The organism is Anaerobacillus alkalilacustris, from assembly GCF_001866005.1.
GTDB classification, from domain to species: domain Bacteria; phylum Bacillota; class Bacilli; order Bacillales; family Anaerobacillaceae; genus Anaerobacillus; species Anaerobacillus alkalilacustris.
The window spans coordinates 80,865-105,189 of the sequence record NZ_MLQR01000043.1 but is presented as its reverse complement, the minus strand read 5'-3'; the positions used below and the strand labels follow the sequence as shown (position 1 = coordinate 105,189).

Annotated in this window: 20 protein-coding genes; 8 read left to right on the top strand and 12 right to left on the bottom strand. The window is 33.4% G+C overall.

The window, feature by feature from the left end; all coding sequences use genetic code 11:
- Positions 1 to 183 precede the first annotated feature (183 nt).
- Entirely contained in the window at positions 184 to 1,377 is a 1,194-nt protein-coding gene (locus tag BKP37_RS16425) for a chromate transporter (RefSeq protein ID WP_071310701.1), read from the top strand.
- Positions 1,378 to 1,429: 52 nt separating this feature from the next.
- On the opposite strand, the gene BKP37_RS16420 is transcribed toward BKP37_RS16425, so the two are convergent.
- The 3 genes from BKP37_RS16420 to BKP37_RS16410 all read right to left on the bottom strand — a co-directional run bounded on the left by BKP37_RS16420 (position 1,430) and on the right by BKP37_RS16410 (position 4,877).
- Positions 1,430 to 2,830 carry a PAS domain-containing sensor histidine kinase gene (locus tag BKP37_RS16420; protein WP_071310700.1) on the bottom strand — a complete coding sequence of 467 codons (1,401 nt, stop codon included), beginning with the start codon at positions 2,828 to 2,830 and terminating at the stop codon, positions 1,430 to 1,432.
- Between the two features lie 205 nt (positions 2,831 to 3,035).
- Entirely contained in the window at positions 3,036 to 4,193 is a 1,158-nt protein-coding gene (locus BKP37_RS16415; protein WP_071310699.1) for a dicarboxylate/amino acid:cation symporter, read from the bottom strand.
- 246 nt (positions 4,194 to 4,439) lie between these two features.
- The gene (locus tag BKP37_RS16410; protein ID WP_071310698.1) at positions 4,440 to 4,877 is read right to left on the bottom strand and encodes an SRPBCC family protein; all 438 of its coding nucleotides are present in this window, start codon (positions 4,875 to 4,877) and stop codon (positions 4,440 to 4,442) included.
- Between the two features lie 395 nt (positions 4,878 to 5,272).
- Between BKP37_RS16410 and BKP37_RS16405 the strand changes: the two genes are divergently transcribed.
- Positions 5,273 to 5,464: a hypothetical protein gene (locus BKP37_RS16405; protein WP_071310697.1), complete on the top strand. Its 192-nt coding sequence runs from the start codon at positions 5,273 to 5,275 to the stop codon at positions 5,462 to 5,464.
- A 463-nt stretch (positions 5,465 to 5,927) separates the two neighbouring features.
- On the opposite strand, the gene BKP37_RS16400 is transcribed toward BKP37_RS16405, so the two are convergent.
- Both BKP37_RS16400 and purU read right to left on the bottom strand, forming a co-directional pair.
- Positions 5,928 to 6,653 carry a DUF421 domain-containing protein gene (locus BKP37_RS16400; protein ID WP_071310696.1) on the bottom strand — a complete coding sequence of 242 codons (726 nt, stop codon included), beginning with the start codon at positions 6,651 to 6,653 and terminating at the stop codon, positions 5,928 to 5,930.
- 340 nt (positions 6,654 to 6,993) lie between these two features.
- Positions 6,994 to 7,881 (bottom strand): formyltetrahydrofolate deformylase, encoded by an 888-nt coding sequence (gene purU / locus BKP37_RS16395; protein WP_071310695.1) that lies wholly within the window; start codon positions 7,879 to 7,881, stop codon positions 6,994 to 6,996.
- Between the two features lie 281 nt (positions 7,882 to 8,162).
- On the opposite strand from purU, the gene BKP37_RS19445 reads away from it, so the two are divergent.
- On the top strand, positions 8,163 to 8,726 hold the full coding sequence (locus BKP37_RS19445; RefSeq protein WP_169823165.1) for a nuclease-related domain-containing protein: 564 nt from the start codon (positions 8,163 to 8,165) through the stop codon (positions 8,724 to 8,726).
- A 651-nt stretch (positions 8,727 to 9,377) separates the two neighbouring features.
- On the opposite strand, the gene BKP37_RS16385 is transcribed toward BKP37_RS19445, so the two are convergent.
- Entirely contained in the window at positions 9,378 to 10,154 is a 777-nt protein-coding gene (locus tag BKP37_RS16385) for an AAC(3) family N-acetyltransferase (RefSeq protein ID WP_071310749.1), read from the bottom strand.
- An 86-nt stretch (positions 10,155 to 10,240) separates the two neighbouring features.
- Here BKP37_RS16385 and tnpA point away from each other — a divergent pair, with 86 nt between their 5' ends.
- From tnpA to BKP37_RS16365, 4 genes are all read left to right on the top strand, one after another.
- Positions 10,241 to 10,639, top strand: a complete 399-nt coding sequence (gene tnpA / locus BKP37_RS16380; RefSeq protein ID WP_071310694.1) for an IS200/IS605 family transposase — start codon at positions 10,241 to 10,243, stop codon at positions 10,637 to 10,639.
- Between the two features lie 9 nt (positions 10,640 to 10,648).
- Positions 10,649 to 11,737 carry an IS200/IS605 family element RNA-guided endonuclease TnpB gene (gene tnpB, locus BKP37_RS16375; RefSeq protein WP_071310693.1) on the top strand — a complete coding sequence of 363 codons (1,089 nt, stop codon included), beginning with the start codon at positions 10,649 to 10,651 and terminating at the stop codon, positions 11,735 to 11,737.
- Positions 11,738 to 12,105: 368 nt separating this feature from the next.
- Positions 12,106 to 12,801, top strand: coding sequence for a sporulation protein (locus BKP37_RS16370; protein ID WP_071310692.1), 696 nt, complete (start codon positions 12,106 to 12,108; stop codon positions 12,799 to 12,801).
- Positions 12,802 to 12,987: 186 nt separating this feature from the next.
- A complete protein-coding gene (locus tag BKP37_RS16365) occupies positions 12,988 to 13,794 on the top strand; it encodes a histidinol-phosphatase (RefSeq protein WP_071310748.1) in 807 nt (268 codons plus the stop codon).
- Positions 13,795 to 14,215: 421 nt separating this feature from the next.
- Here BKP37_RS16365 and BKP37_RS16360 read toward each other — a convergent pair whose 3' ends face one another.
- From BKP37_RS16360 to BKP37_RS16350, 3 genes are all read right to left on the bottom strand, one after another.
- Positions 14,216 to 15,160 carry a sugar ABC transporter substrate-binding protein gene (locus tag BKP37_RS16360; protein WP_071310691.1) on the bottom strand — a complete coding sequence of 315 codons (945 nt, stop codon included), beginning with the start codon at positions 15,158 to 15,160 and terminating at the stop codon, positions 14,216 to 14,218.
- 344 nt (positions 15,161 to 15,504) lie between these two features.
- On the bottom strand, positions 15,505 to 17,220 hold the full coding sequence (locus BKP37_RS16355) for a ribonuclease J (protein WP_084034807.1): 1,716 nt from the start codon (positions 17,218 to 17,220) through the stop codon (positions 15,505 to 15,507).
- A 309-nt stretch (positions 17,221 to 17,529) separates the two neighbouring features.
- Positions 17,530 to 20,727 carry a DEAD/DEAH box helicase gene (locus BKP37_RS16350; protein ID WP_071310747.1) on the bottom strand — a complete coding sequence of 1,066 codons (3,198 nt, stop codon included), beginning with the start codon at positions 20,725 to 20,727 and terminating at the stop codon, positions 17,530 to 17,532.
- Between the two features lie 207 nt (positions 20,728 to 20,934).
- On the opposite strand from BKP37_RS16350, the gene BKP37_RS16345 reads away from it, so the two are divergent.
- The gene (locus BKP37_RS16345) at positions 20,935 to 21,123 is read left to right on the top strand and encodes a DUF2187 family protein (RefSeq protein WP_071310689.1); all 189 of its coding nucleotides are present in this window, start codon (positions 20,935 to 20,937) and stop codon (positions 21,121 to 21,123) included.
- A 129-nt stretch (positions 21,124 to 21,252) separates the two neighbouring features.
- Here BKP37_RS16345 and BKP37_RS16340 read toward each other — a convergent pair whose 3' ends face one another.
- From BKP37_RS16340 to BKP37_RS16330, 3 genes are all read right to left on the bottom strand, one after another.
- Entirely contained in the window at positions 21,253 to 21,411 is a 159-nt protein-coding gene (locus tag BKP37_RS16340; RefSeq protein ID WP_071310688.1) for a YjcZ family sporulation protein, read from the bottom strand.
- Positions 21,412 to 21,581: 170 nt separating this feature from the next.
- Positions 21,582 to 21,668, bottom strand: coding sequence for a YjcZ family sporulation protein (locus tag BKP37_RS19765; RefSeq protein WP_071310687.1), 87 nt, complete (start codon positions 21,666 to 21,668; stop codon positions 21,582 to 21,584).
- A 610-nt stretch (positions 21,669 to 22,278) separates the two neighbouring features.
- Positions 22,279 to 24,009 carry a SulP family inorganic anion transporter gene (locus tag BKP37_RS16330; RefSeq protein ID WP_071310686.1) on the bottom strand — a complete coding sequence of 577 codons (1,731 nt, stop codon included), beginning with the start codon at positions 24,007 to 24,009 and terminating at the stop codon, positions 22,279 to 22,281.
- Positions 24,010 to 24,325 lie beyond the last annotated feature (316 nt).

Sequence of the window (24,325 nt, the reverse complement as noted above, 5' to 3'; positions counted from 1 at the left end):
ACCGTTGTAACTCTATTTTTTATAGTTTTTGTAAAGAAATGATTAAATTATTTAATAAGTAATTGCTTATATAATTACCTATTTGTTATGATAGCAATCGTAGAACTTGAAAAAAGAGTAGGGCAACAACCTCCAGCTACACGCCTATCAAGTACTTACCACTATACTAATGGAAGGTGAAGTATGAAAGACAAACATAAAAACAAATTGAAATTATTGTTAGAAATTTTATTTATTTCCACAAGACTCGGTTTTACATCATTCGGTGGGCCAATTGCTCACCTCGGATACTTTCATGATGAGTATATTCGTAGAAGGAAATGGATGGATGAAAAAAGCTATGCAGACTTAGTTGCATTGTGTCAATTTTTACCAGGCCCTGCAAGTAGCCAAGTTGGAATTGGGATCGGTATAATGCGTGCTGGAATTTTAGGTGGTATCATATCATTTATTGGGTTTACTCTTCCATCTGTTATTGCACTCATTGTTTTTGCTTTATTATTAAATAACTTCGGTTTCACTGATACAGGGTGGATCCATGGTCTAAAAGTAGTTGCAGTTGTTGTTGTAGCACATGCCATTTTAGGTATGGCCAAAAATTTGACGCCTGATTTACAGAGAAAATCTATTGCTTTAGGTGCAATTATTTTAACTTTGTTATGGCAAACAGCAATTACACAAATTACCGTTATACTTTTTGCAGGAGTCGTTGGGTACTTATTATACAACAAACAGCAATTAGACAATCAGTCATCCGAAGCAACTTTTCCGTTATCTCGTCGCTTTGGATTTATTTGCTTAGGACTTTTCTTTGGATTACTTATCGTGCTCCCTATTATTAGAGAAGTGACAACATTAAACTGGGTAGCGATGTTTGATAGTTTTTATCGTTCTGGTTCGCTTGTTTTTGGTGGGGGGCATGTTGTATTACCTTTACTCGAACGTGAATTTGTTCCAACTGGTTGGTTAAGTGAGGAACAATTTTTAACTGGTTATGGTGCTGCACAAGCTGTTCCAGGACCATTATTCACTTTCGCTGCATATATAGGTGCAGTAATTAATGGTTGGAAAGGCGGCTTACTAGCCACGGTTGCCATCTTTTTACCTGCATTTCTACTAATCTTAGGAACACTACCTTTTTGGGATACTTTACGACGAAACAGGAAAATAAAAGGGGCTCTTATGGGAGTAAATGCTGCAGTAGTCGGTATTTTAATCGCTGCACTATATCATCCTATTTGGACTAGTTCAATTTTAACTCCCCTTGATTTTGTACTAGCTGCGATTTTATTTTCCATGTTGGTTTATTGGAAGTTACCACCTTGGATCATCGTGGTAACAGGTGCAATCGGCGGTTTTCTATTTTCTTATATTTAATGAAAGAAACTTGGCTATTGATACACGCCAAGTTTTTTTCGTAATAACTAAATTATTTACATTGTGGAAAGCTATTATTTATTTTCTTAGGAAAAGTAATTCTAAATGTAGTGCCTTCACCTATTTTACTTTCGAAATTTATTTTCCCACCATGATCGTTGATAATTTTATATGTAGTGACCATTCCTAAACCGGTACCTTTTTCTTTTGTTGAATAAAAAGGAAGTCCTATATTTTTGGCTAATTCAGGTGAAATACCACATCCTTGATCTATTATCTCGATCATAATATTATCATTGCATAAGTTCACAAGGCTAATCGTTATTCTCCCCTCGTTTGACATAGATTCAATTGCATTTTTAATAAGATTAATAAATACTTGTTTTAATTGATTACTAACGCAACGAATAGGTTCTACATCTTGGTAATCAAAAACGATTTCAATATTTTTCATAAGTGCTTGTGATTGTAACAAAACTACAACATCATTTATGATTTCTTTTAAGTTCGCATATTTTATTTGGACGGACTGAGGTTTTGCTAAAAATAACAATTCACTTGTTATTAACTCAATACGATCCATTTCGGATAACATAATATCTATATGAACAGGGTCTATCCCCTTTTGGCTTTTTATTAATTGTAAGAAACCTTTTAATGTTGTAAGTGGATTTCGAATTTCATGAGCGATTGAGGCTGATAATTGTCCAACTAATGATAGTTTCTCTGACTTTTCTATTCTTTCTTCAGCAACCTTTTGTAGAGTGATGTCTTTTGCTATTTCAAATACACCAATGATTTGATCATCTACTGTAATTGGAATATTCTTTACCTTCCAATGAATATTTCTACCAGATTTATGTATTATTCTGCATTCATACGTCTGAGGAATTCCACCTTTAGCCCTATTAAAATACTCTTTAGTCCTCTGTAAATCTTCTTTTACAATTAATGGATCAAATGGTTTATTTAATAACTCAGTTTCACTATAACCTGTTAATTTTTCTAACGACTCATTAACTTTAATATATCTGCCATCCAAATCAAATGAACAGACCGCATCAGGATTATTATCGAACAACGATTGATAATGTTGTTCTAACCTAATATTCATTTTTTTCGTATCAGTAATATCTAAGAAATAAACCGATAAACATTCGTTTAAAGGATATATCCGAACATTAAACCACTTTTTGATCCCTGGGCAATAAAGTTCAAAATTGCTAGTTTTCTGTTTTTCCATTGCTAAGTGCAGATTTGTATATAACGATGAATTATCCGCTTCGGGAAATTCATCCCTAAAATATTTCCCGATAAGATTATCCTTTGTTCGGTTCAGTATTTTTTCAGCTTCACTGTTTAAGTAAACAAATTTCCACTCGAAATCTAACATATAGAAACCATCTTTTATTTTCTCTAACACATCAAGGATGTCTAATTTATTAATTTCCATTTGCTCCTCCGACAACAATACGTAAATATACATTACAAAAATAAAATCTTTTAAATCTACAAAAGCAGCTTAACTATATTTTAGCATAAATCACTTATAATCTGTTATTGATTTATTATCCAAGAAAGGACTTCTAAATAAACAAACACCCCGATTGCCCACTACATACGGACATTCAAGGTGTTTGTCACAAATCATTCAAATATTAGTTAGCATCAACCGCATCAATATTACTAGTTTTATCAATAATAACATTGATTGCTCCATCCCCAGTAACATTCGTTGCTGTGCCAAAGCTGTCTTGTGCCATATACAGAGCGATCATTAAGCCAATTGCCGCTTCACCAAAACCTAACATTGTAGTCAAAACTCCCAAAGCCGCCATAATCGCACCACCTGGTACACCAGGAGCAGCTATCATAATGATACCTAGCATGAAGATTACTGGTAGCATCGCACCAAATGAAGGTTCTGCTAAATCTGGAGTAAGCATCATAACCGCAACTGCACAAAGGACAATTGTGATAACACTTCCCGATAAATGTATTGTTGCGCAAAGTGGCACTCCGAAATCAGCTACTTCGTTTTTAACTTTGTTCCTTTTAACCGAACGAAGCGTAACTGGAATTGTCGCTGCACTACTCATCGTTCCAATAGCTGTAAAATAAGCTGGTAACATATTTTTTATTAGCGAGAAAGGATTTTTGCGACTAACCGCTCCTGCAACAGCATACTGAATAAATAACCAAACCCAATGCGTAACGATAGCAAGAACAAGAACAACGCCAAAAACTTTTAACGTGTCAAATACAGTTCCTACGGCTGCAAGTTCAGCAAAAATACTAGCGATATAAAACGGTAAAAACGGGATGATAATTTTTGAAATAACAAGATCAATAATGTTTTTACCTTCATCAAAACCAACTTTTAATATCTTACTATTAGTTTTTGCCATACCTATTCCAAATAAAAATGCAGTTACTAGAGCAGTAATCACACCCATTAACGGCGTAATTTCTAACTTAATAAACGGCTCAAAGGACGATCCTTCAGCTATAGCTGCTTGCCCTGCGGAGATGAAAGGAATAAAAATAATCGCTACAAAGAATGCTAGCAAACCTGCTATTAATGTTGATAAATAAGCAAGACCAACAGTTTTCCCTACTAACCTCCCTGATTTTTTCCCTAAGCCCGCTACACCACTCGCAATAAAGAATAAAATAATAAATGGAATGATAAATCCAATAAAACTTCCAAAAATCCCCTTTACTGTTACGAAAAGTCGAACTACAAATTCAGGCGATAAAAGACCTAAAATAATACCTAATACAATCCCTACTAACAATTTTACTACGAGTTTCATTGACTTCCTCCTCTTGATGATGTTCACTATAAAAACACATTTGTACTTCTATTGTATACACAATTTGCGAAATTGCAAGACTATTTACTTTTTCAGAATAGTAAAAATATTTTGGTCATAAAGTATTTTTGACTAATAAACGACTTTCACAAATGAAAAACACCGAAATGTTATGAAATTTCGGTGTTTTTCATTCAGTCCTCGTTAGTAATATTCCCAACTAATTGCATTTAAGTAATTTATGTTTTATTGCATTTCAGCTAAATTTTTAATAGCTATTTTGGCTTCTAACGCAAAATCTACGGATGCACCATAAAATTTTTGCCCGTCATTAATCAGTGAAAAGTCTCCAATACTAATTTTAAGGAGAGTGCTCCCTTTTTTGTCTTCTAATTCGTATAAATAAGCCAAATCTCCATAATTTGGTTTAACTTCCCAAAAGGAACAGTATAATGCGATTTTTAATCGTTTCCTTTCATCAGCTTTAATAATTGTTGTAATCGACTGACTACCATCTGGGAGATCCCATACTACCTTGCTTCCAACTTTCATATCTTCATTAGGATAGTTCTCAGGTAGATCATCCCATTGTGCGACATATTTCGGTTTGGTAAGAATTTCCCACACCCTAGCCGGAGTAGCCTCGATGATAATTTCGTCTTGAACAAATAGTTGATCCGCCATCTTTTTTCCTCCTAATCATATTTAGTAACTGTATGCTATTTCTATTGTATCTAAGATAGATAATTTCTCAAAACTATAACTAGTTGAAAACGCACCAATTACCTAGACTAAGATATTAGTCCAGTAAAAATTTTGATTTTTAGTTTCATGAAAATTTAAAGCATTAACTTAGATTTTTCCCTAGGTTCATTTTACAACAATTTTGTTATTCCTAAAATATATATATACTTTCCAACCGACAAAAACCTTGTCACACAATCTACCAAATAGAGTTAACTTCAGAAAATAGTACCACTTGAAATGGGACGCACTTTCAACAACTTATTTGTACATGAATAATGACCCGATATATTTCAAAAATTAACAGTGAATCAAAAAAATTTGGAGGGAACTAGATGAATTATGACCAAATGAAACAGTTCGTATTATTAACTCAAGATGCTACAGCTCTTGGATGGGAATTTTCAATTGAGGAAGGGAAATTGCAAGCATTTGACGAAAACTACTCTGAAGATCCTATCACTTTTCAAGATGTCGATCAATTTCTGGAATGGCTTGAAAATCAATTTGATAAAACGATTTATTAACTGAATGAGTAAATTTCATAAAGCTGAACTTCAATGAGTGTGGCTTTTCCCTCATCCCCCACCTCTAAGCGTAGCGTAGGTGGGATTTTCCAACCAGGTGGAGTGAACTCTCCACCTGATTTTCCGAGGTTTCAGCTTGCTGAAACGAGTTCATTTACACTTTCACTATTTCATTTTTAATAAGTAAACCTTCTAATCCCAAAAGTGTTATTCGGAATTTCCCACCAATCTTTCCCTAAGATTCTTCCTACTCCGTTTCTTTTTTTTAGAAGTTTATACCAGTAAATTTGTATGAAAATTACAAACGCGCAGTAGATAAGACTTTAGACATTCGGACTAACTTCTTGGCTTTCAATACAAACCAACTCTTTTCTTTTTTACGCTATGTTTTCCAATTAAAATCATATCACAATAACGACTAGGCAAAAGCCATTTTCCGTTTTGTTAAATACATGTCATTTTCTTAATTAATAATGAGAGGGTGATTTACTATTTTCGCATCTTCTGTTAAGGAAACGTGTAACTGGTGATTACTTGTTAAAGATGCGTAAAAAATTGAATCTAAGTCTTTGATATTTAACTTATTTAATTCGTTAATTAACCAAGTTTCTGTCACATTTAACTTTGTTAAAACATCTTTATATATTTGTCCCTCTATAATTACTGGATAGGCAATTCCAGGAGACGCTTTAATAACCTTCAAATCCTCGATGGTAACAGGCGCTTTAGAATTTTTTTTATGGACGGTTAATTTTCCGTTAGCCTCTATGATACCTAGATCTACATCACTGACATCAAAAATATTATTTTCTCTTAACATAAGTAAGATGTTATCTATTGAATACCGAATTTGGCGAATGTTATCCACAAGAAACTTTCCTTGATAAATAACTGTAGTAGGTTCAAAGGTGATTAATTTCCCAAAGTGACGATTCGTTATTTTGCATTTTGCGACAATGATCTGGAACAATCCGATAATAACCACGGCAACACCAGTGTGTATGTGACTTATATCGGGGTCTGCAAGGTCAGCCCCCACAACAGATCCTAATGTTAGTATGACCAAAAAATCAAAGACTGGTAATTGAGCAATTGATCTCTTTCCCATCATCATTGTCATAAATAATAATAAAGGGTAAATTGTTATTATTCTCAATACAAGTATTCCTAATTCCTTTAATAGCTCCATATAAAACCCCTTCTAATTTGGATATATAATTCTTTATTATTTTCCGTTAAATCCTTCACTTAACATTCGTGGAATATATTTCTATTTCGTGAAATTAACACAACTTCAATTTCGCGTTGGCATACTCAAACCTGTATTTACATGGAAGGTGTACAAGTTTATATTTAAGGCTGTGAAAACGATTAAGGTTTGATACCTAAAAACAAAACTACATAGCTTAACTAAGTTAAGTAAGAAAAAGTAGCGTCAACTGTTAATCAGAAGTAGTCTTTCAGACAGGCAACATTAATGATTAAAACGAAAAAATAGGCAAACAGTGTTAAACACTGCTTGCCTATTTTTACCTAAATACAATTGTTTTATTGTTAAAAGTAAGGATTTTATCATCTAAGTGCCATGAAACTGCCCTTGCTAGAACAATACGTTCTATATGACTTCCAATTCTCTTCAACTCTTTAGCATGATCGCTGTGATAAACTCTTTCTACATCTTGTTCTATAATTGGACCTTCGTCTAAATCATTAGTCACATAATGAGCTGTTGCACCGATTATTTTAACCCCTCTTTCGTAAGCGCTTTGGTAAGGGTTAGCCCCAATAAACGCAGGTAAAAACGAATGATGAATATTGATAATTCTATCAGGGTGATGTGAAATGAAATTCGGAGTCAAAATTTGCATATATCTAGCTAATATAATTAAATCTATATCATTTTCTTTCAAAATTTCTAATTGTTTCGCTTCAATTTCATTCTTTTTATCTTTAGCTACTGGCAAATGGTAAAACGGAATGTTGTAGGACTCTACTAACTCCTTAGAGTCGTTATGATTACTAATAACAAGTTTCACATCCATGTCTAGTGTATTAGATTGCCACAAAAGCTCCCGAAGACAATGGTCTTCTTTTGAAACAAAGATTGCGACTTTCTTTTTCACTTCAGCTAAATACATCTCAAATTGCATATCATAATCCCTAGCAATATGTAAGAAATCTTGTTTCAGGTTATCTAAATTATTTTTTAAATCAGATAAATGAAAAACAACCCTCATAAAAAATTGTCCTTCTTGTGGATCTGTAGTATGTTGGTCGGAAGTGACAATATTTGCACCCTTTTCAAATAAAAAATTTGAAACACATGATACGATCCCTGGTCGATCGACACATGATATTAACAATCTTCCTATATTTTTATTCTTTGATTCTGTAGCATTATTAATTACTTCTTTCACAAGTTTCCCCCCGCATTTTTAATAAGATAATATTTCAATTATATTTTTTAATTAAGTTAGAGTCAATTTGATAATAATTTTCTAACTCCTATGTGTTTATCAACCTTTAAGAAATTAACGTAATCGATCTTGTTATTTCAGTAATATGCAGCACTTTAGAATGTGAAAATTGATATGAACATAGTCTTAATATCTTTTTATTTATGACCAAAAAAAATCTTCTACGCTACCCTTGTAAAAATCAGAAATATTTTTTACTATATAAAAAAGGAGTGTGGTCAATGGTTATGAAACCTCGGCACGAATCACGAGAATTAACAATACTTAAATTTCTAAATGCAAGAAAAAATTTAACAATAAACGAAAGGAATTATTATAATCTCCTTGTTAAAGGCTTTAAAGGTGAACAAATATTTGATCAGTCATTGGAGAAATTACCTTATGATTGGCTCGTCTTAAATGATTTGAACTTTTTAATTAATAATACTAACATCCAAATTGATAGCTTGATAATTTCTCCAGTGAAAAATTATGAAGGTAATTATTATATCGAATCTGACCGTTGGTATTCGATGCCCAAAAGTGAAATTAAGAACCCTTTACTTCAATTAAAACGAACAGAAACTCAATTACGTAGGTTACTCGAAGACCTTAGAATAAACCTTTCAGTTGAAGCCTACGTAGTATTTGTTAACCCCGAGTTTCACTTATATCAAGCCCCCATCGATGAACCAATTATCTTTCCAACCCAACTAAATCGTTTTTTTAATAAGTTAAATCTAAACACATCGAAAATGATAGTAAATCACTCCAATCATGCGGAAAACTGCTTTCTATTCACTTAAACGAATCCCCCTAAAAACGAATTCCTGATTATAACTATGATGAATTAAAAAAAGGTATTACATGTGTTCAATGCAATTCATTTCTGATTGAATGTAATGGTAAAACCCTAGTATGTAATGAGTGTGGTTACATAGAGAATGTTGATTCTGGCATTATACTTAGTATAAAGGAGTTCAAGCTCCTATTCTCAGACAAAAAAATAACAACTACCTCCATTTTTGACTGGTGTAGAATAATAAAGTCAAAGAAGACGATACGGAGGGTATTAATGAAAAAATATAAAGTGGTTTTTCAGGGGAAGAGCTCGTATTATATTTAGCAACACTAATTACTGGTAACTTTTGAAACTTTTACACTGTTACCGTCGTTCCAGTGTTTGGGTCAGTATCCACTCTGATACACCGCTTTTTGGGTACGTTTCGAACCCTTTCGTGACCGGTCCCCTCTTCTAACAATGAGATCGGGCATGTTTCGAACTCTTTTGTGACCTCGAAACTCTAATTTCAACCACAAGCAGCCATTTAATGATCAAACATGTAAAAACGATATCGAAAAAGCATAATAGGCAGTCATGAACATATTCAGAGGAACGAAAAACGTATGTAAATATACAATTTTTTTGCATTTGTTCAAACAAAACCCTCCACAGTTTATATACGAGCCTTCCAACGATTTTCAATTAAAACTTTAAAATGATCAGTTATTGGTTCATTATCAGAAAATAGTTTTGGATTAAGATTTAGCATATCAAAAAGTATTTCCGTCATTTTAACGGTATCGCAAATAAGGACTTCAGCATTCCCAAATTGACCTTTGCATAATGCACCTAAATTTACTAACACTTCTTCCACCTTCCAAAAATGCAATGACGAAGAAACTCCATTATGTCTACGAGAAGGAACTAATATCTCTGTACCGTCAGATAATACTGTATATAGTTGTTCATGAGTATCTGTCAATCTACCTGGAATATCTAACCATTCCTCTACACCATGAATAAACGTATTTCTTTTCAAATCTACTCCGACAAGCATGATTTGTGCTTTTCTGTCCAATAATTTACCCCAGACTGAGCCTCTTGCGCATGGTGTGTCAAACTTTTCATCTCCTGTTGTAAAAGCTTCTGCATCCTTCCCTAAAGCTGCTACTGAGTGAGTTGGATGCCATGAACGATTTACTCCTGGACGTTTACGAAAAAGATCTGTCAATACCCCAACACAAGAAGGTGATTCGTCAACATAGTATGTTGGGTTTCCTGAATTAATATACGACCAGGTATGTGTTGGAAAAACTAAGAGACCTTCCTCCATATACTCAATAAAAACATCTAAAACCGTATCTGCTCCGCCTTCTACTTCTCCAATACTTTTTAACAAGGTTTCCGAAAAGAATTCTCTCACTTCAATCGTGTGAAGGGTGAAGCCCAACGATAAGTGGGAGATGAATTTTCGGTTGGCGTTAGCCAAAGATCATGCTACAATCAGTCTATACATATAGAAAGGTTGTTAGCGCAATGAAATTAGATAACAATAAGCACTCAGTCTTTCTTTTGCATTATCATCTTGTATTAGTAGTAAAATACCGTAGGCAAGTGTTTGATGACGAAATATCAAATTATGCAAAGGATATTTTTGAGAGAATAGGACTGTCATATAACATTACGATTGAAGACTGGAATCACGACAAAGACCATGTTCATGTAATGTTCAAGGCACATCCTAATAGTGAATTGTCAAAGTTTCTAAATGCGTACAAAAGTGCAAGTTCTCGCTTGATAAAACGTGACTTCCCTATTATCCGCAATAAACTTTGGAAAGAAATGTTTTGGACAAGAAGTTTCTGCTTGATTACAACTGGCGGTGCTTCCATAGAAACAATCAAGCAATATATTGAAAAACAGGGCAGAAAGTAGGTGTAGGGAATGGTGAAAGCATATAAATATCGTATTTATCCAAATGAAGAACAGAAACTATTTTTCGCAAAAACTTTTGGATGTGTACGTTTTGTGTATAATAAAATGCTTTCTGATAGAATTGATTCTTATAAGGAATCTCAAGAAAAAATTGATAAATCTATCAAATATCCTACTCCTGCACAATATAAAGCTGAATTTTCGTTTCTGAAAGAAGTAGATAGCCTTGCTTTAGCCAATGCCCAAATGAATCTAAACAAAGCATACACTAATTTCTTTCGTGACAAATCTGTTGGATTTCCAAAATTCAAAAGTAAAAAAGACAATCATCGCAGTTACACAACGAACAACCAAAAAGGAACAGTCTACATTGAGAATGGATATATCAAGCTACCAAAACTAAAAACACTGGTACGAATCAAGCAACATAGATTATTCCAAGGTTTGATTAAGTCTGTAACCATTTCCCAAACACCAACTAACAAATATTTTGCTTCCGTTCTTGTTAAGGAAAATGAACAACTACTTCCTAAAATCGACACAAGAGTGGGTATTGATGTGGGCTTGAAAGACTTCGCCATATTGTCTAATGGCACAAAATATGAAAATCCTAAATGGTTCCGAAAAGCTGAAAAAAGATTAGCTTTTTTGCAACGCTCTTTGTCACGGAAAAAGAAAGGTTCTAAGAATCGAAACAAGATTCGGCTACAAGTAGCCAAACTTCACGAAAAGATTGTTAATCAACGTAACGATTTTCTTCACAAGATAAGTAACGAAATCACAAACGAAAACCAAGTTATTGTGATTGAGAACTTGAAAGTGAAGAATATGCAAAAGAATCATAAGTTAGCGAAAGCCATCAGCGAAGTGTCTTGGTCTAAATTCAGAGAATATCTTGACTATAAAGCAACGTGGAAAGGCCGTGACTTGATAATCGCACCTAAGAATTATGCTAGTAGCCAATTATGTTCTTGCTGTGGCTACAAAAACAAAGATGTAAAAAACCTAAATCTTCGTGAATGGACTTGTCCAGAATGTAAAACCCATCATGACAGAGATATAAATGCAAGTATCAACTTGCTAAAACTAGCCATGTAATTTGGTATTTTTTCTATAGGGGTAGGGACTACCCTTAAAGCTTGGTAAATATAGATAGCTAGTAAAAGTATCTAGTTCCCAAGAAGCTCCCACTTCAATCAGACAGTAAGGTCGGATAAGTGGTGAGTAGTTCACTACCATATAAAAACACGAACCTTCCCAGGTAGATTTAGAATTACAGATCTAAAGGACAAACCATATTGATAATCCCACCTAATATCGTCACAAAAAAGGCTAAGTTATTTTAAATAAAGGTTACTCGAAAAGCATTTCGACGAATATAATGAATAGAACTTTAAAATATAAATGTAAAATAATGAACTACTTTTTTGATAGGTCTAATAATAATCTAGAAAGGATTGATGAACATGTTTAAGAAACTACTTTCATCAATAGGAATTGGATCTACAAAGGTAAACACTGTACTATTTGAAGACATTATCGAAAGAGGGAAAGAAGTTAAAGGAGAAGTCCACATCATTGGCGGTATTACAGAAGAAAAGATTTCAGAAATTTATATTCACATAGACTCTGAGTTTCATAAATATGACCATGATATGACCGAATTCCCCGATATAACAGAACCAATTTTAGAAATAAAAGTTACAGACCCTCTTGTAATAAGGCCACATGAAGAAAAAATCATTCCAATTTCTTTTACAATACCCTATTATACTCCTATTACTTTTGGAAAACAGACTGTACAAATCCAAACAGAACTAAAAATAAACTTACTAAACCACCCCGTCGAAAAACACGACTTTATACTCATTGACCCATTAATTAATGACATCTTCAAATTTTTTAAAAAACAAGGTTTTAGACACAATTTTGAAAGTGGTTTCTGTAGATCTAAACCTCCAACATCCATAAATCCAACCCACTGTCTTCAAAATTTTCATTTAGAAAATAAGGATGGTGTCCAAATCTGTTTTACAGGAAATGAAAAAGATATTAACATCCACGTTAGGGAAAAAGATCAAGTTCGAAATTTTTTAATTACGCGTGATCAAGATTTAATTATTCAGTTATCAAAGCTATATCCCAGCAATAAAGAAGCTTAAAAAATTCATAATTACTAAATATCAAACTTAGTAAACAAGAATGATTGCCCTGGCACGCCTTTAGAAAATTTCTAAATAATATATACATTTAAGGAGTGCCAGGTATCATAATTAATAATTTTATATTAAAATGGAAAAAAATATAAGCAAAAGAATTACATGAGGTGATCGAGTTTGAATACTAAAGTGAAATTTGATATACATACACATCACGATCGGTGTGGACATGCCCAAGGAAAAATACGTGATTATATTGAAGCTGCTATTGAAAAGGGGCTAACTGTTATCGGAATATCTGATCACACCCCTTATTTCTCAAGTGAAGAAGATCATCCATTACCAGGAATAGCAATGCCGAAAAGTGAATTTAAAAATTATGTGAAGGAAGTCCTTCATCTTAAGGAAATTTATAGTGAAAAAATTGATGTTTTGCTAGGGATTGAATCAGACTTTTTTCCAGAGTATGTTGAAAACTATCGCTCCTGTTTCGAACCGTATCCATTTGATTACATCATTGGTTCCGTTCACCATGTCGATGAGATCAATATATTTAAAAAAGGACGATGGGAAGGTCTTACCGATAAAGAAAAAGTACGTACGAAAGAAACTTACTATCAATTAATTGAGCGCTCAGCACGTAGCGGATTGTTCCAGATTCTTGGTCATATTGACGCAATGAAAGGGTATTATCCAGCTTTTACTTCGATACAAACAGAGGCAGTCGAACATACATTAAAAGTCATTGGACAAGCAGGTGTTGCGATCGAAATAAACACATCTGGCAAAATGAAAGACGTTGGAGGCTGGTATCCTTCTAATGAAATGTTAGAACGTGCCCTTTATTATAGCGTCGATGTGACTTTCGGATCTGATGCTCACATTCCTGACCGAGTAGGTGACGATTATGATTTAGTTAACGAAAAACTAAAGGAAATTGGGTTCAAAGAATGGGTTTATTTTAAAGAAAAGAAAAAAGTAGTTGTACCCTTATAAAATACATTAAACCAATCTAATAATAATGATGGATTGTTAGAATGGGTTCAATTTATTTGAAAAAGCTGAACTTTAATCAGTGGGGGTTTTCTTTCATCTCCCACTGATTATCTATATCGATTTACGTGAAATTAATCAAACTGATTTGTACTTAAGGGTCATAGACGTCATAGACCCCCACCTCTAAGCGTAGCCTAGGTGGAAACTTCCATTCAGGTGGAGTTGAGACTCCATCTGAATTTCCGATGTTCTAGCGAAGCTAGAACGAGTTCTCTTAAAACTTCAAAAATTAAAGGAATCGAAAAGGACTTTAACCGCTTTTCCATTACCTATTAACCCTATATAAGAGCTTTCTTACAATGGTATTTTTTCACTTATTAGAAGTGTATTTACATTATGACTTTATTATTTTTATCTTATTTCACCTCAATATCTTTTTTATGAAGTCTTTTCTATGAGTTGCATTACCTTTAACTATAATATCGACTCCACTATCAACATACATTTCAACATTTTCTCCTTTGATTGCTCTTACTGCAGTCTCAACACTTAAATATCCCATATCGTACGGATTCTGCGCTACTGTACCAAGTAGTGTCTCATCTTCTATTAATTTAATCATTTCAACAATTCCATCCGCTCCTACTATTGGTATATTATATCCATTTTTAATAATTATTTCATGAGATGCAATGGCCAAAATATCAGTAGTCGCATAAACACCATTAATATCTGGATGTTTGTCTAAAAGGGTTTCCATTTCACGTTTCGCTTGTAATGGATTATTTGGTACATCTGTTTTCAGAATTGTTGTTATCCCTGCAGCTTCTAAACTAGTTTTAGCTCCTATAATCCGATCACCTATAACTGCTTGTTCAATATCTCCTGTTATTAAAGCCACTTTATCTCCTGGTTGTAGTTGCGTACCCAATAACGCTCCGCCTAACTTACCTAAGTCAAAATTATTCGTTCCAATATAAGAGGTTTTATTTTCCCAAGGATCATCGGTATCTATTAGAAGTACGGGAATATTTTTTTTATTAAATTTTTTTAATTGAGAAATGATTGACTCTTCTATAGGAGAAACAATAAGTGCATCTGGATTTTGTTTAAGTAAACTTTGTAAAAGATTTTCTTGTTCATCTATCTTATATTCATTACTAGGAGCAAAAACTATCCCATCTATATTTAAATCGTCAAAAGCTTTTTCTGCTCCCGCTTTTACAATATACCAATATGGATTATTATCTAATTCCTTTAAAACAACCACTATTTTTGGTTTGTCATCAACATCTTCTTTCCATAAAATAACAATTAGAACTATAATAAAAACAAAGACTAAAAAATATATCCATCTTTTACTCAACCTAACCGCTCCTTGTTTAATCACTAACATTACCTTGATAATAGTAAAATTTTAATGAATTATGAATCTACTATTATATATATATCTTAAAACATTTTTACACGGAATAAATGAAAAGAAAACTAAATTTAGTCCCAATATTTGTTGTCATCTATAACAAAAGTTAGGATAACTTTTATTTCAACTTGGAACTAACGTGATTGATAGTTTTCCTGCTGACAATAAATTCTACCCTTTTTTAACGGACACTTCTTAATTATCTGTTCACAACACTGTTTAGATCTTATAAAAAAACAGAAAGCAACACACTATAATTGTACGCTACCTTCTGCTTTTCTGCTCTATTAAACCTCAATAATAATCGGTAAGATCATTGGCTTCTTCTTCGTTTGTTGGAATAAATATTGTCCTACTGATTTCTTTATCGATTGCTTCATCACATTCCATTGTGTTTTATTAGATTCATGCAATTCATTTACAGTTTTTGTAATAAGACGGTTTACGTCTTTAATTAACTCATCTGAATTCCCGCCATAAACAAAACCTCGTGAAATAGTGTCCGGTCCAGAAATTAGCTTTTTTTCCAATTTGCTTAAGGTTAAAACAACAACGAGCATTCCATCTTCTGAAAGTTGCTTTCGGTCTCGTAATACAATGTCACCAACATCACCAATCCCTACCCCGTCTATAAAGGTATTCCCGGCTGGAATTTTTCTCGTCATCCGAGCCTCTGAATTTTCGATGTCAACGACATCACCATTACTCATAATAAAAGTATGACCTTCTTCTACTCCAACAGATTCCGCTAATAAACGATGATGATGTAGCATGCGATATTCACCGTGAATAGGAATAAAATATTTTGGTCTCATTAATGTAAGCATTAACTTTAGATCTTCTTGATAACCATGTCCAGATACATGCATACCAGAGGAACTACCAGATCCATAAATAACCCTCGCTCCAAGGGCAAAGAAGTTATCGATAATACGTGAAACATCCCTTTCATTTCCAGGAATAGGGCCCGCTGCTAATATAATTGTGTCATCCGGTAATACCTCAACTCCCCTAAAACTCGAATTGGATAAACGGGCTAGAGCAGCCAACGGCTCTCCCTGACTTCCTGTACATAAAATAGCTACTTTCTCAGGATCCATCATGTTGATTTCTTCTTGATCAATTAAGATTCCGTCAGGTACATCTAAATATCCACGTTCCATAGCCACGGTTACAACATTTACCATACTTCTACCTAGTAGCGCAAGCTTTCTATTTGTTTTTTTTGCAGCATCTACTACTTGTTGAACACGGTTTATATTTGATGCAAACGTAGAAATAATAACTTTTCGTTTTGCTTTCATGAACGCCTCTACTACGTGTTCGCCTACCATTTGCTCCGAAGGGGTTAAGCCTTTTCGTTCCGCATTAGTGCTTTCAGATAAAAGTAGTAAAACACCTTTTTTTCCGATTTCAGCCATTTTATGAATATCTGAATACTCATTATTAGCAGGAGTTAAATCGAACTTAAAATCTCCTGTATGTACGATTGCACCTTCAGGAGTATAAAAAACGATTCCTAAGCAATCAGGAATACTATGATTGACTTTAAAAAATTTAACGCTTATGTCTCCAAAGAGCAATTTTGAGTTTGAGTCAATTTCAATTAATTCAGTTTCCCTTAATAGTCTATGTTCTTTTAATTTTAATTCAATTAATCCAAGCGTGAAACGTGTTGCATAAACAGGTACATTCAATTTCTTGAGAAAAAATGGAATTCCACCGATATGATCTTCATGTCCATGCGTCACAATCAAAGCTTTGATTTTATCTTTATTTTCTAACAAGTACGTAATATCGGGAATGATCAAATCAATCCCTAACAAACTTTCATCAGGAAACTTATTACCGCAGTCAATGACAATTATTTCATCCCTAAATTGGATGGCATACATATTTTTACCGATTTCCTTTAAACCACCTAAGGCAAAAATAGATAGTGTACTCACATTTATACCTCCTCCGTCAAATAATATTCTTAGTATGCCATTTTTTGTTTGCATTATAAGAGGGGTTTCCTTTTATTATTCATATATCCAGAGTCTATTTCGTTAGATGTTAATTATTCTAAAACTCAAAAATGCGAAACCTAATTTTACTCATTAAAAAAAGCACCATCCATTTTCTTATGGAAAGTGCTTAGAGAACTCGTTCTAGCTTCGCTAGAACATCGGAATTTCAGATGGAGTCTCAACTCCATCTGAATGGAAGTACCCACCTAGGCTACGCCTAGAGGTGGGGGGGCTATGACCCTTAAGTACAAATCAGTTTGATTAATTTGCTATTAATACCATAGTGATCAACAATATATATTAAACCATTAATATTTCTCGAATATCTTCTTCAGTTAAAACTGAAGATTTTTCTTCTTGTACAGGATTTAGTATATCTTCAATTAATTGCCTCTTTTTTTCTTGGAGCTCATTCATTTTTTCTTCGATTGTGCCTTTGGCAACTAGTTTAATAACTTGAACTTCATTTGTTTGACCAATACGATGAGCACGATCTGCTGCTTGCTCTTCGACTGCGGGGTTCCACCAACTATCATATAAAATAACAGTATCTGCACCAGTTAAATTTAAACCTGTCCCTCCTGCTTTCAAGGAAATTAAAAATAAGTTTCGATCACCTCGATTAAAACGTTCGCACATTTTCACTCTTTCTTCGGATGGAGTTTGGCCATCTAAATAGAAAAAAGACACTCCTTGCTTTGCTAATTCTCGACCAATAAGCTCTAACATTTTTGTGAACTGAGAGAAAACCAATACTCTCCTTCCTGAAAGCTTCGCTTGCTCTAGAATGGATAACAGCTGTTCATATTTTGATGATGTTCCATTATATCCATCAACAAATAATCCAGGATGACAACAAATTTGTCGTAGCCGAGTTAATCCAGCCAGAATTCTAATACGGCTTTTCCTAATTGTTTCTTTGTTGAGATGCTTCAATGTTTCATGTTTTAGTTTGGATAAATAAGCAGCATAAAGCTTCTTTTGATCTGGAAGTAAATCAACAGTTTCGATAACTTCGAATTTTTTGGGTAGTTCATTAAGTACATCTTCTTTCATTCTTCGAAGCAAAAATAACCTTGTCCTCCTTGCAATTGCATCATTTGAAAGCTTACTATAATCTTTTAATCCTGAAAAAAGTTCAGGAAAAACAACATGAAAAATGGACCATAACTCAACTAATGAATTTTCAACAGGGGTTCCTGTTAGTGCAAACCGGTAATGTGCCTGTAGCTTTTTCACTGCACGAGCTGTTTGTGTTAGCGGATTTTTGAAAGCTTGAGCTTCATCAAAAAACACAGCATGAAAAACTTCTTCTTCATACCACTTTATGTCCGCGCGTAACAGTGGGTAAGAAGTAATTAATACATCAATCCCGACAATTGACTGCCTGCATTTGATCCTATCTTTTTTATTACCATCAATGACAACTGCCTTAACATCTGGTGAAAACTTTCTAATTTCATTAAACCAGTTATACAGTAATGAAGATGTACAAACAATTAATATCGGTAGTTTCTTTTTCCGTATCTCAGGTAATTCAGATAATATAAAAGTAATACTTTGTAATGTTTTTCCGAGTCCCATATCGTCTGCTAATATTCCACCAAATCCATAGTTAGCCAACGTTTTCATCCACTTGAAGCCCCGCTTTTGATAACCGCGTAATACAGGTTCTACAACTTCAGGTATCGCAAAATCTAAGCTTCCAGGGTTGCGTAAATGATTTATAAACTCACGAAACGACTCTTGAAACGACAAAACACCATTTCCTTCAACAGTATCAAGTATTTCAAGACCACGAGCTATTGGAATACGAAGACCTTGTTGTAGATCATCAAGTTGATTTGGAAAAGTATTTAAAATGCTTTTCATATCATCAAATTCTCTTGTCTCCAACGAGAGAAGTGAACCGTTTTTCATTCGATAATATTTCCTTTTTTCTTCTAAAGCTGCTAAAATCTCACGGATTTGATTATCAGATATACCATTCATATCAAATTTAAATTCTAGCCAATTTGTCCGATCTTTTTTTACCTTAATATTAATTTTCGGTATAGCATTCCCTTTAAAAATTCGATTTTTCACTGATGTTGTGGCATAAATTTGTACTAGCTTTTCCAACTTCGGTACTACATGATACAAAAATTCATACTCCATTTTTTCATTGTGCATGAAATATCCACCATCTGTTTTAGCAAACCCACTTTCGTCCATCAGTTGTAAAATTATTTCTTCTTTCCTCTCATCTCTACTAAACAAATGACCAGTTTTAACTACCACGTTTTCCAATGGATTAATCACTAAATGTTCATAATGAAACTCAAGACCTGCTAGAAGACGATTATTTACACGATCTAAGTACAACTTTGCGAGTAAAGGAGCTTTCACAAATTCCTTAGAAATTTCCTCACACAATTGAACATTACCTATTTTTTGCAAACCAGGAATGACTTTTTCTATAAAGAAATTTATTTTCTCCTTCGGAATAGGAACGTTATCTATTCTAGAGGCTTCTAACATCTGTTTTAGTTCAAAAACACGTTTGCAATCATCATTTTCCATTTGAATTACTTTACCATCAACGAGGACAGAACTATATGCTGGTAGCGCAATTAAATGCTGAAGTCCATCAATTTTTAATTGATAACCTTTCCTATCATCTTCTTTTATTTCAAATTGAAGATCTAATGGCTCCTGGGAAAATAAAATACTGTCGTAGATATTTGAATGATATTCCCATTTCACGAAACTTGCTCGTTCAAGAAGTGGCTGAAAACTATTCCAAGATGATGGTGGTATACATAGATAATTTAACTGATTTGATGCTAACTCTTTTTCATTCACTTCATCATAGGCTATTTGAATAAGATGTTGAAGGATAGCATCTGCATCTCTATCAAAACAATGATGTTTCGGGTCATATTTTAATATAGGAGAAAGGTTATATGATTTTCCTTCTTTTACATTTATTAGGAACTCTCTAACATTTTTCACAACAGTCTGTCCAAATTTCATCTCGATACCCAACAATAATTGTCCTTTTTCAATCAAAACCGGTTTACACGTAAACAGTATTTCAATAATCTGCCTTTTTTCAAAATGAATTTGTTGACCACTTGAAGGTTTCAGACGATCGCTGAAAAGAGTGAGTAGCTCATCAGTTAATGTTTGATCTATAGAAGGAAGATCGCTTGTATTAAGAGGGGGAAGCCCTTGATGCTGATGTTTATGAATGGAAAGTAATACAGCTGCAATATGCTGACAGTCCTTTTCGTACGATAATAACTTTGGACAGCTACATGTTGCATGTAAACTACCGTTCCCTAACATTTCAATTTTAACAAAAAACTCTTCTGTTCCTTTTACGGTTGCTTCACATCCATTGGAGTGGTAATGTTTAAAAGTAACGTTGTTTGCTCGTTGGAATGAACTCCCTTTTTTGAAGGAGACAGTTCCACACATTTCTTTAATCTTCTTGGGAGTGATATTTATATTCAAATGCATACTGCTCCTTCTAGTAAATTATAGTGGTACAACCTATTTTTCTTTATGCTTGATTGTAACATAAACCATCAATTTTTTTACAGGCTTTCATTAGCGAAACTTGAATAACTATACAATGCTATATTTTTTACTTTTTTTACAAAGGTTAAAGAAAAAGAAACAAGCAAACGATATAATTGATTAAATTAGGAGGGGTTCATGATGAGTGAGGAAATTACAACACAACCCGGAGATATGATTAAAATTACAGCAGGTGATTTTAAAGGAGAAAAAGGAAAAATTATTGGTGTATATAATAATTCATCTTCTGTTGAGTTAGACATAAAAGAAGCTGATGACAAGCCGAGAAAAACAGTGATTGCCCATAAGAACTACAAAGTAATTAAGTAATTCGACAATATTTCGAACTAATTTACCCTAAACAAAATAATATATAACATACTAAATGAATAAAGACGGTTCAATCCTTTATGGAAGAACCGTCTTATCATTTCACTTATTTCTTGACGCTACTTATAGTTATGCAGTTACATAAGCTGTACCGATAATTACAAGTAGGATGAATAGCACCACGATTAATGCAAATCCTCTACCAGCACCATAAGTTGGTCCTGGGTAAGCTGGTGCTGCATAGCCATAACCAACTGGTTGATCGCAACCACAACCATATCCGTGCATTATACATCCTCCTTTCTTAAAAAGAATTTTTCTTTCCCTTTTATCTTATTAATCAATTATTTTATTGATTGGGCTTTTTTGAATTTTCGAAAATACTAACTGAGTTATAGAATAAAAGAAAGTATTTAACACGTTACCCTGATACTTAGAGTAGTTATTTTTATTTACTATCAAACGTACGCAGCACCTATAATAACTAAGAGAATAAACAAGACTAGGATTAACGCGAAACCTGCAGTTCCTACATGTGCAGACATCTTCAAACACTCCTTTCTTATTTTTATTAAAATTAACCTTACACTCAATACCATATTCGACTTTTAAAAAATGTGATTGGACGATTGCGGATTATATTGATATTTCATTATTTTCTTCATAAATACACAATATTCTGATGTGTTAAAACGTTAGAAGAAATTATAATGATTTTGGATGTAGCCCGATAAATCCAACTAATTCAATCAAGTTCAGTTAATTTTAAGCAATAAGACTATCGGAGAGTGATATTTTTCAAAAACAGCTAATTCTGATTATAAGAAAAAGCGCAAGCGCCTTGGTCACGAGCAGCTGCTCCTGTGCCACTCCGTTTGCTCAAGAGCAATTGTTTTCCGTGCGACGAGTAACCGCAGGAGCAATTGTTTTCCGTGCGACGAGTAACCGCAGGAGCAAAGTAGCATGAAGCTATTCAGAGATGTTATTCATGTAGTTATTGAAGTCAGTAGCTTGACTGAAGTGACCGAGCTCTTAGGCTGTTTGCGCTAGACAGTTTCCAAGTTAGAAATTTATAAATTCTGATTATAAAAAAAAAAAACAGGCACTCCCTTTTGGAAGTTAGCACCTGTGTTTGTAATGATAATGTATAAACTACTAAATAGAATAATCGTGAATCCATTCTTTATTTTTTGATTTAGATGTCTTGTTATGTTCAAAATACTTGTGAATACCTTTTTCTTTTAATATTTGTTTCACTGTTAAATGATTTTTTTGCTCTTTATACCTTATGTGCCAACCTACTTTATTAACTGTGTGACGTATTGCACCCTTCATATTTGTAAACAACACAGTGACGTTTCTCTCCTTAAAATAACTAATTGATTCTTCTAACTTTTCTATAGAAACTGTATCGATATCATTTACACCACTCATATCTAAAATTAGCCACTTTGAATGACTATTTTGTTGATATAATTTCTTTAACTTTTCGTCTAAGTATGAAATGTTTGCAAAGTGTAGGGAAGAATCGATGCGTATTATCAATACTATTTCTGAAGTAATTGCTTCAGGATACCATTTAATATCACGAAAAACCCGTTCTTTTCTTACGTACCCTAACTGAGCAATGTTAGGTTTAAAGCTTCGGTTAAGTAATAAAATTAGTGTAAATATCGCACCTATCATAATTCCCCACTGTATACCTACAAATAAAGTAACGAAAAATGTAATGACCCATATCCAACCTTCTAAAGGCTTTACTTTAAAAAGGTGCTTCATTTCCTTAATATCAATTAAATTGTATACTGCAACGATAATAATGGCAGCTAAAACAGCATTTGGTAAATAATAAAATAAAGAAGTAAAAAATAATAACGTAATAATTACACAAACTCCTGTAATAATAGATGTTACTTGTGTCCTACCGCCTGCTTGATGGTTTACTGCCGTCCTGGAGAAACTTCCATTAATCGGAAATGATTGAAAACAAGAACCAATTATATTTGAAATACCTAGTGCTCTTAATTCTTTATTAGGACTAATTTTGTAATTCTCGATACGAGCAATTGCTTTTGAGATGGCTAAAGACTCCATAAATGCTATTAAAGAAATAGTCAATGCCATTGGGAATAACATTTGGATTTTTTGGAAAGTTACTTCCGGAAATATCATCAATGGCAACCCTTGTGGAACATTTCCAATAATCTGTAACCCTCGTTCATCTAACCCTAGTAACATAACTGTTGCTAAAGATATCATTACAATAATTAATGCACTAGGTAACTTCGGGTTCATTTTTTTTATTAGTAGGAGACCTATAATACTAAAAAGTCCAACTATTAATGTAACAATATGAATTTCCGAAAATTTATTAATCACGTCAAATAACAAAAATTGAACTTGTAAATAATTGCCTACCTCTACTCCTAATAAATGTTTTAATTGACTAAAACCTATCACTATGGCAGCTGCTGATGTATAGCCATTTAACACAGAGTGTGGAATAAATTTGACGATAAAACCACCTTTAAAAGTACCTAAAAGGAGTTGAATGATTCCAACCATTAAAGCGAGAATCAAAACAATTGAAATATATTCTGAGGTACCTGGCTCTGCATAGACAGAAACACCAGAGAAAACGAGTAAAGATGTAATAGCTACAGGCCCAACAGATAAATGCTTAGATGAAGCAAAAAGAGCATATATTATTAATGGAATTGTTGATGCATATAAACCCATGACTGGTGGAAGACCAGCAAGCATTGCATAAGCCATACTTTGAGGAATTAGCATAACGTACAATGTTAGGCCTGCAATTAAATCATATTTAAATAGTTTTCGATTGTAATGAAAAGCTAATTGGTTGGGCAAATATTTTTTTAACATATTTAACCTTATCCTTCCTTACTGTGTAATACCATTACTGAAATTTGGCAAATGAAAATAAACTTCAATCAGTGTGTCCTTCATCTCTGACTAATTGCTAGTCTATTTTACAAGCTTATCTTCTCATATTAAGGATCTTAATTCCCAAAGAAATAGTAAAACTATTATTTTCAGGAGTTAGTAATATTATGTAACCTCTCTATAATTCTATATTTTTTCATCCAATGAAGCAAAGCCTTTTCCATTTCAAAAAACTTTTTTATTCTCCTAACAATGGGATTATCTTCCTATACCCAACTTAAGTACGACTTTGCAT

Bases quoted from the DNA above. Each gene is read 5' to 3' on its own strand.
- BKP37_RS16355 (WP_084034807.1), bottom strand. From the start codon at position 17,220: ATGCAAACAAAAAATGGCATACTAAGAATATTATTTGACGGAGGAGGT.
- BKP37_RS16400 (WP_071310696.1), bottom strand. From the start codon at position 6,653: ATGGAGCTATTAAAGGAATTAGGAATACTTGTATTGAGAATAATAACA.
- BKP37_RS16410 (WP_071310698.1), bottom strand. From the start codon at position 4,877: ATGGCGGATCAACTATTTGTTCAAGACGAAATTATCATCGAGGCTACT.
- BKP37_RS16370 (WP_071310692.1), top strand. From the start codon at position 12,106: ATGTTTAAGAAACTACTTTCATCAATAGGAATTGGATCTACAAAGGTA.
- BKP37_RS16415 (WP_071310699.1), bottom strand. From the start codon at position 4,193: ATGAAACTCGTAGTAAAATTGTTAGTAGGGATTGTATTAGGTATTATT.
- BKP37_RS16405 (WP_071310697.1), top strand. From the start codon at position 5,273: ATGAATTATGACCAAATGAAACAGTTCGTATTATTAACTCAAGATGCT.
- BKP37_RS16345 (WP_071310689.1), top strand. From the start codon at position 20,935: ATGAGTGAGGAAATTACAACACAACCCGGAGATATGATTAAAATTACA.
- BKP37_RS16420 (WP_071310700.1), bottom strand. From the start codon at position 2,830: ATGGAAATTAATAAATTAGACATCCTTGATGTGTTAGAGAAAATAAAA.
- BKP37_RS16340 (WP_071310688.1), bottom strand. From the start codon at position 21,411: ATGCACGGATATGGTTGTGGTTGCGATCAACCAGTTGGTTATGGCTAT.
- BKP37_RS19765 (WP_071310687.1), bottom strand. From the start codon at position 21,668: ATGTCTGCACATGTAGGAACTGCAGGTTTCGCGTTAATCCTAGTCTTG.
- BKP37_RS19445 (WP_169823165.1), top strand. From the start codon at position 8,163: ATGGTTATGAAACCTCGGCACGAATCACGAGAATTAACAATACTTAAA.
- BKP37_RS16330 (WP_071310686.1), bottom strand. From the start codon at position 24,009: ATGTTAAAAAAATATTTGCCCAACCAATTAGCTTTTCATTACAATCGA.
- tnpA (WP_071310694.1), top strand. From the start codon at position 10,241: ATGAAATTAGATAACAATAAGCACTCAGTCTTTCTTTTGCATTATCAT.
- BKP37_RS16425 (WP_071310701.1), top strand. From the start codon at position 184: ATGAAAGACAAACATAAAAACAAATTGAAATTATTGTTAGAAATTTTA.
- tnpB (WP_071310693.1), top strand. From the start codon at position 10,649: ATGGTGAAAGCATATAAATATCGTATTTATCCAAATGAAGAACAGAAA.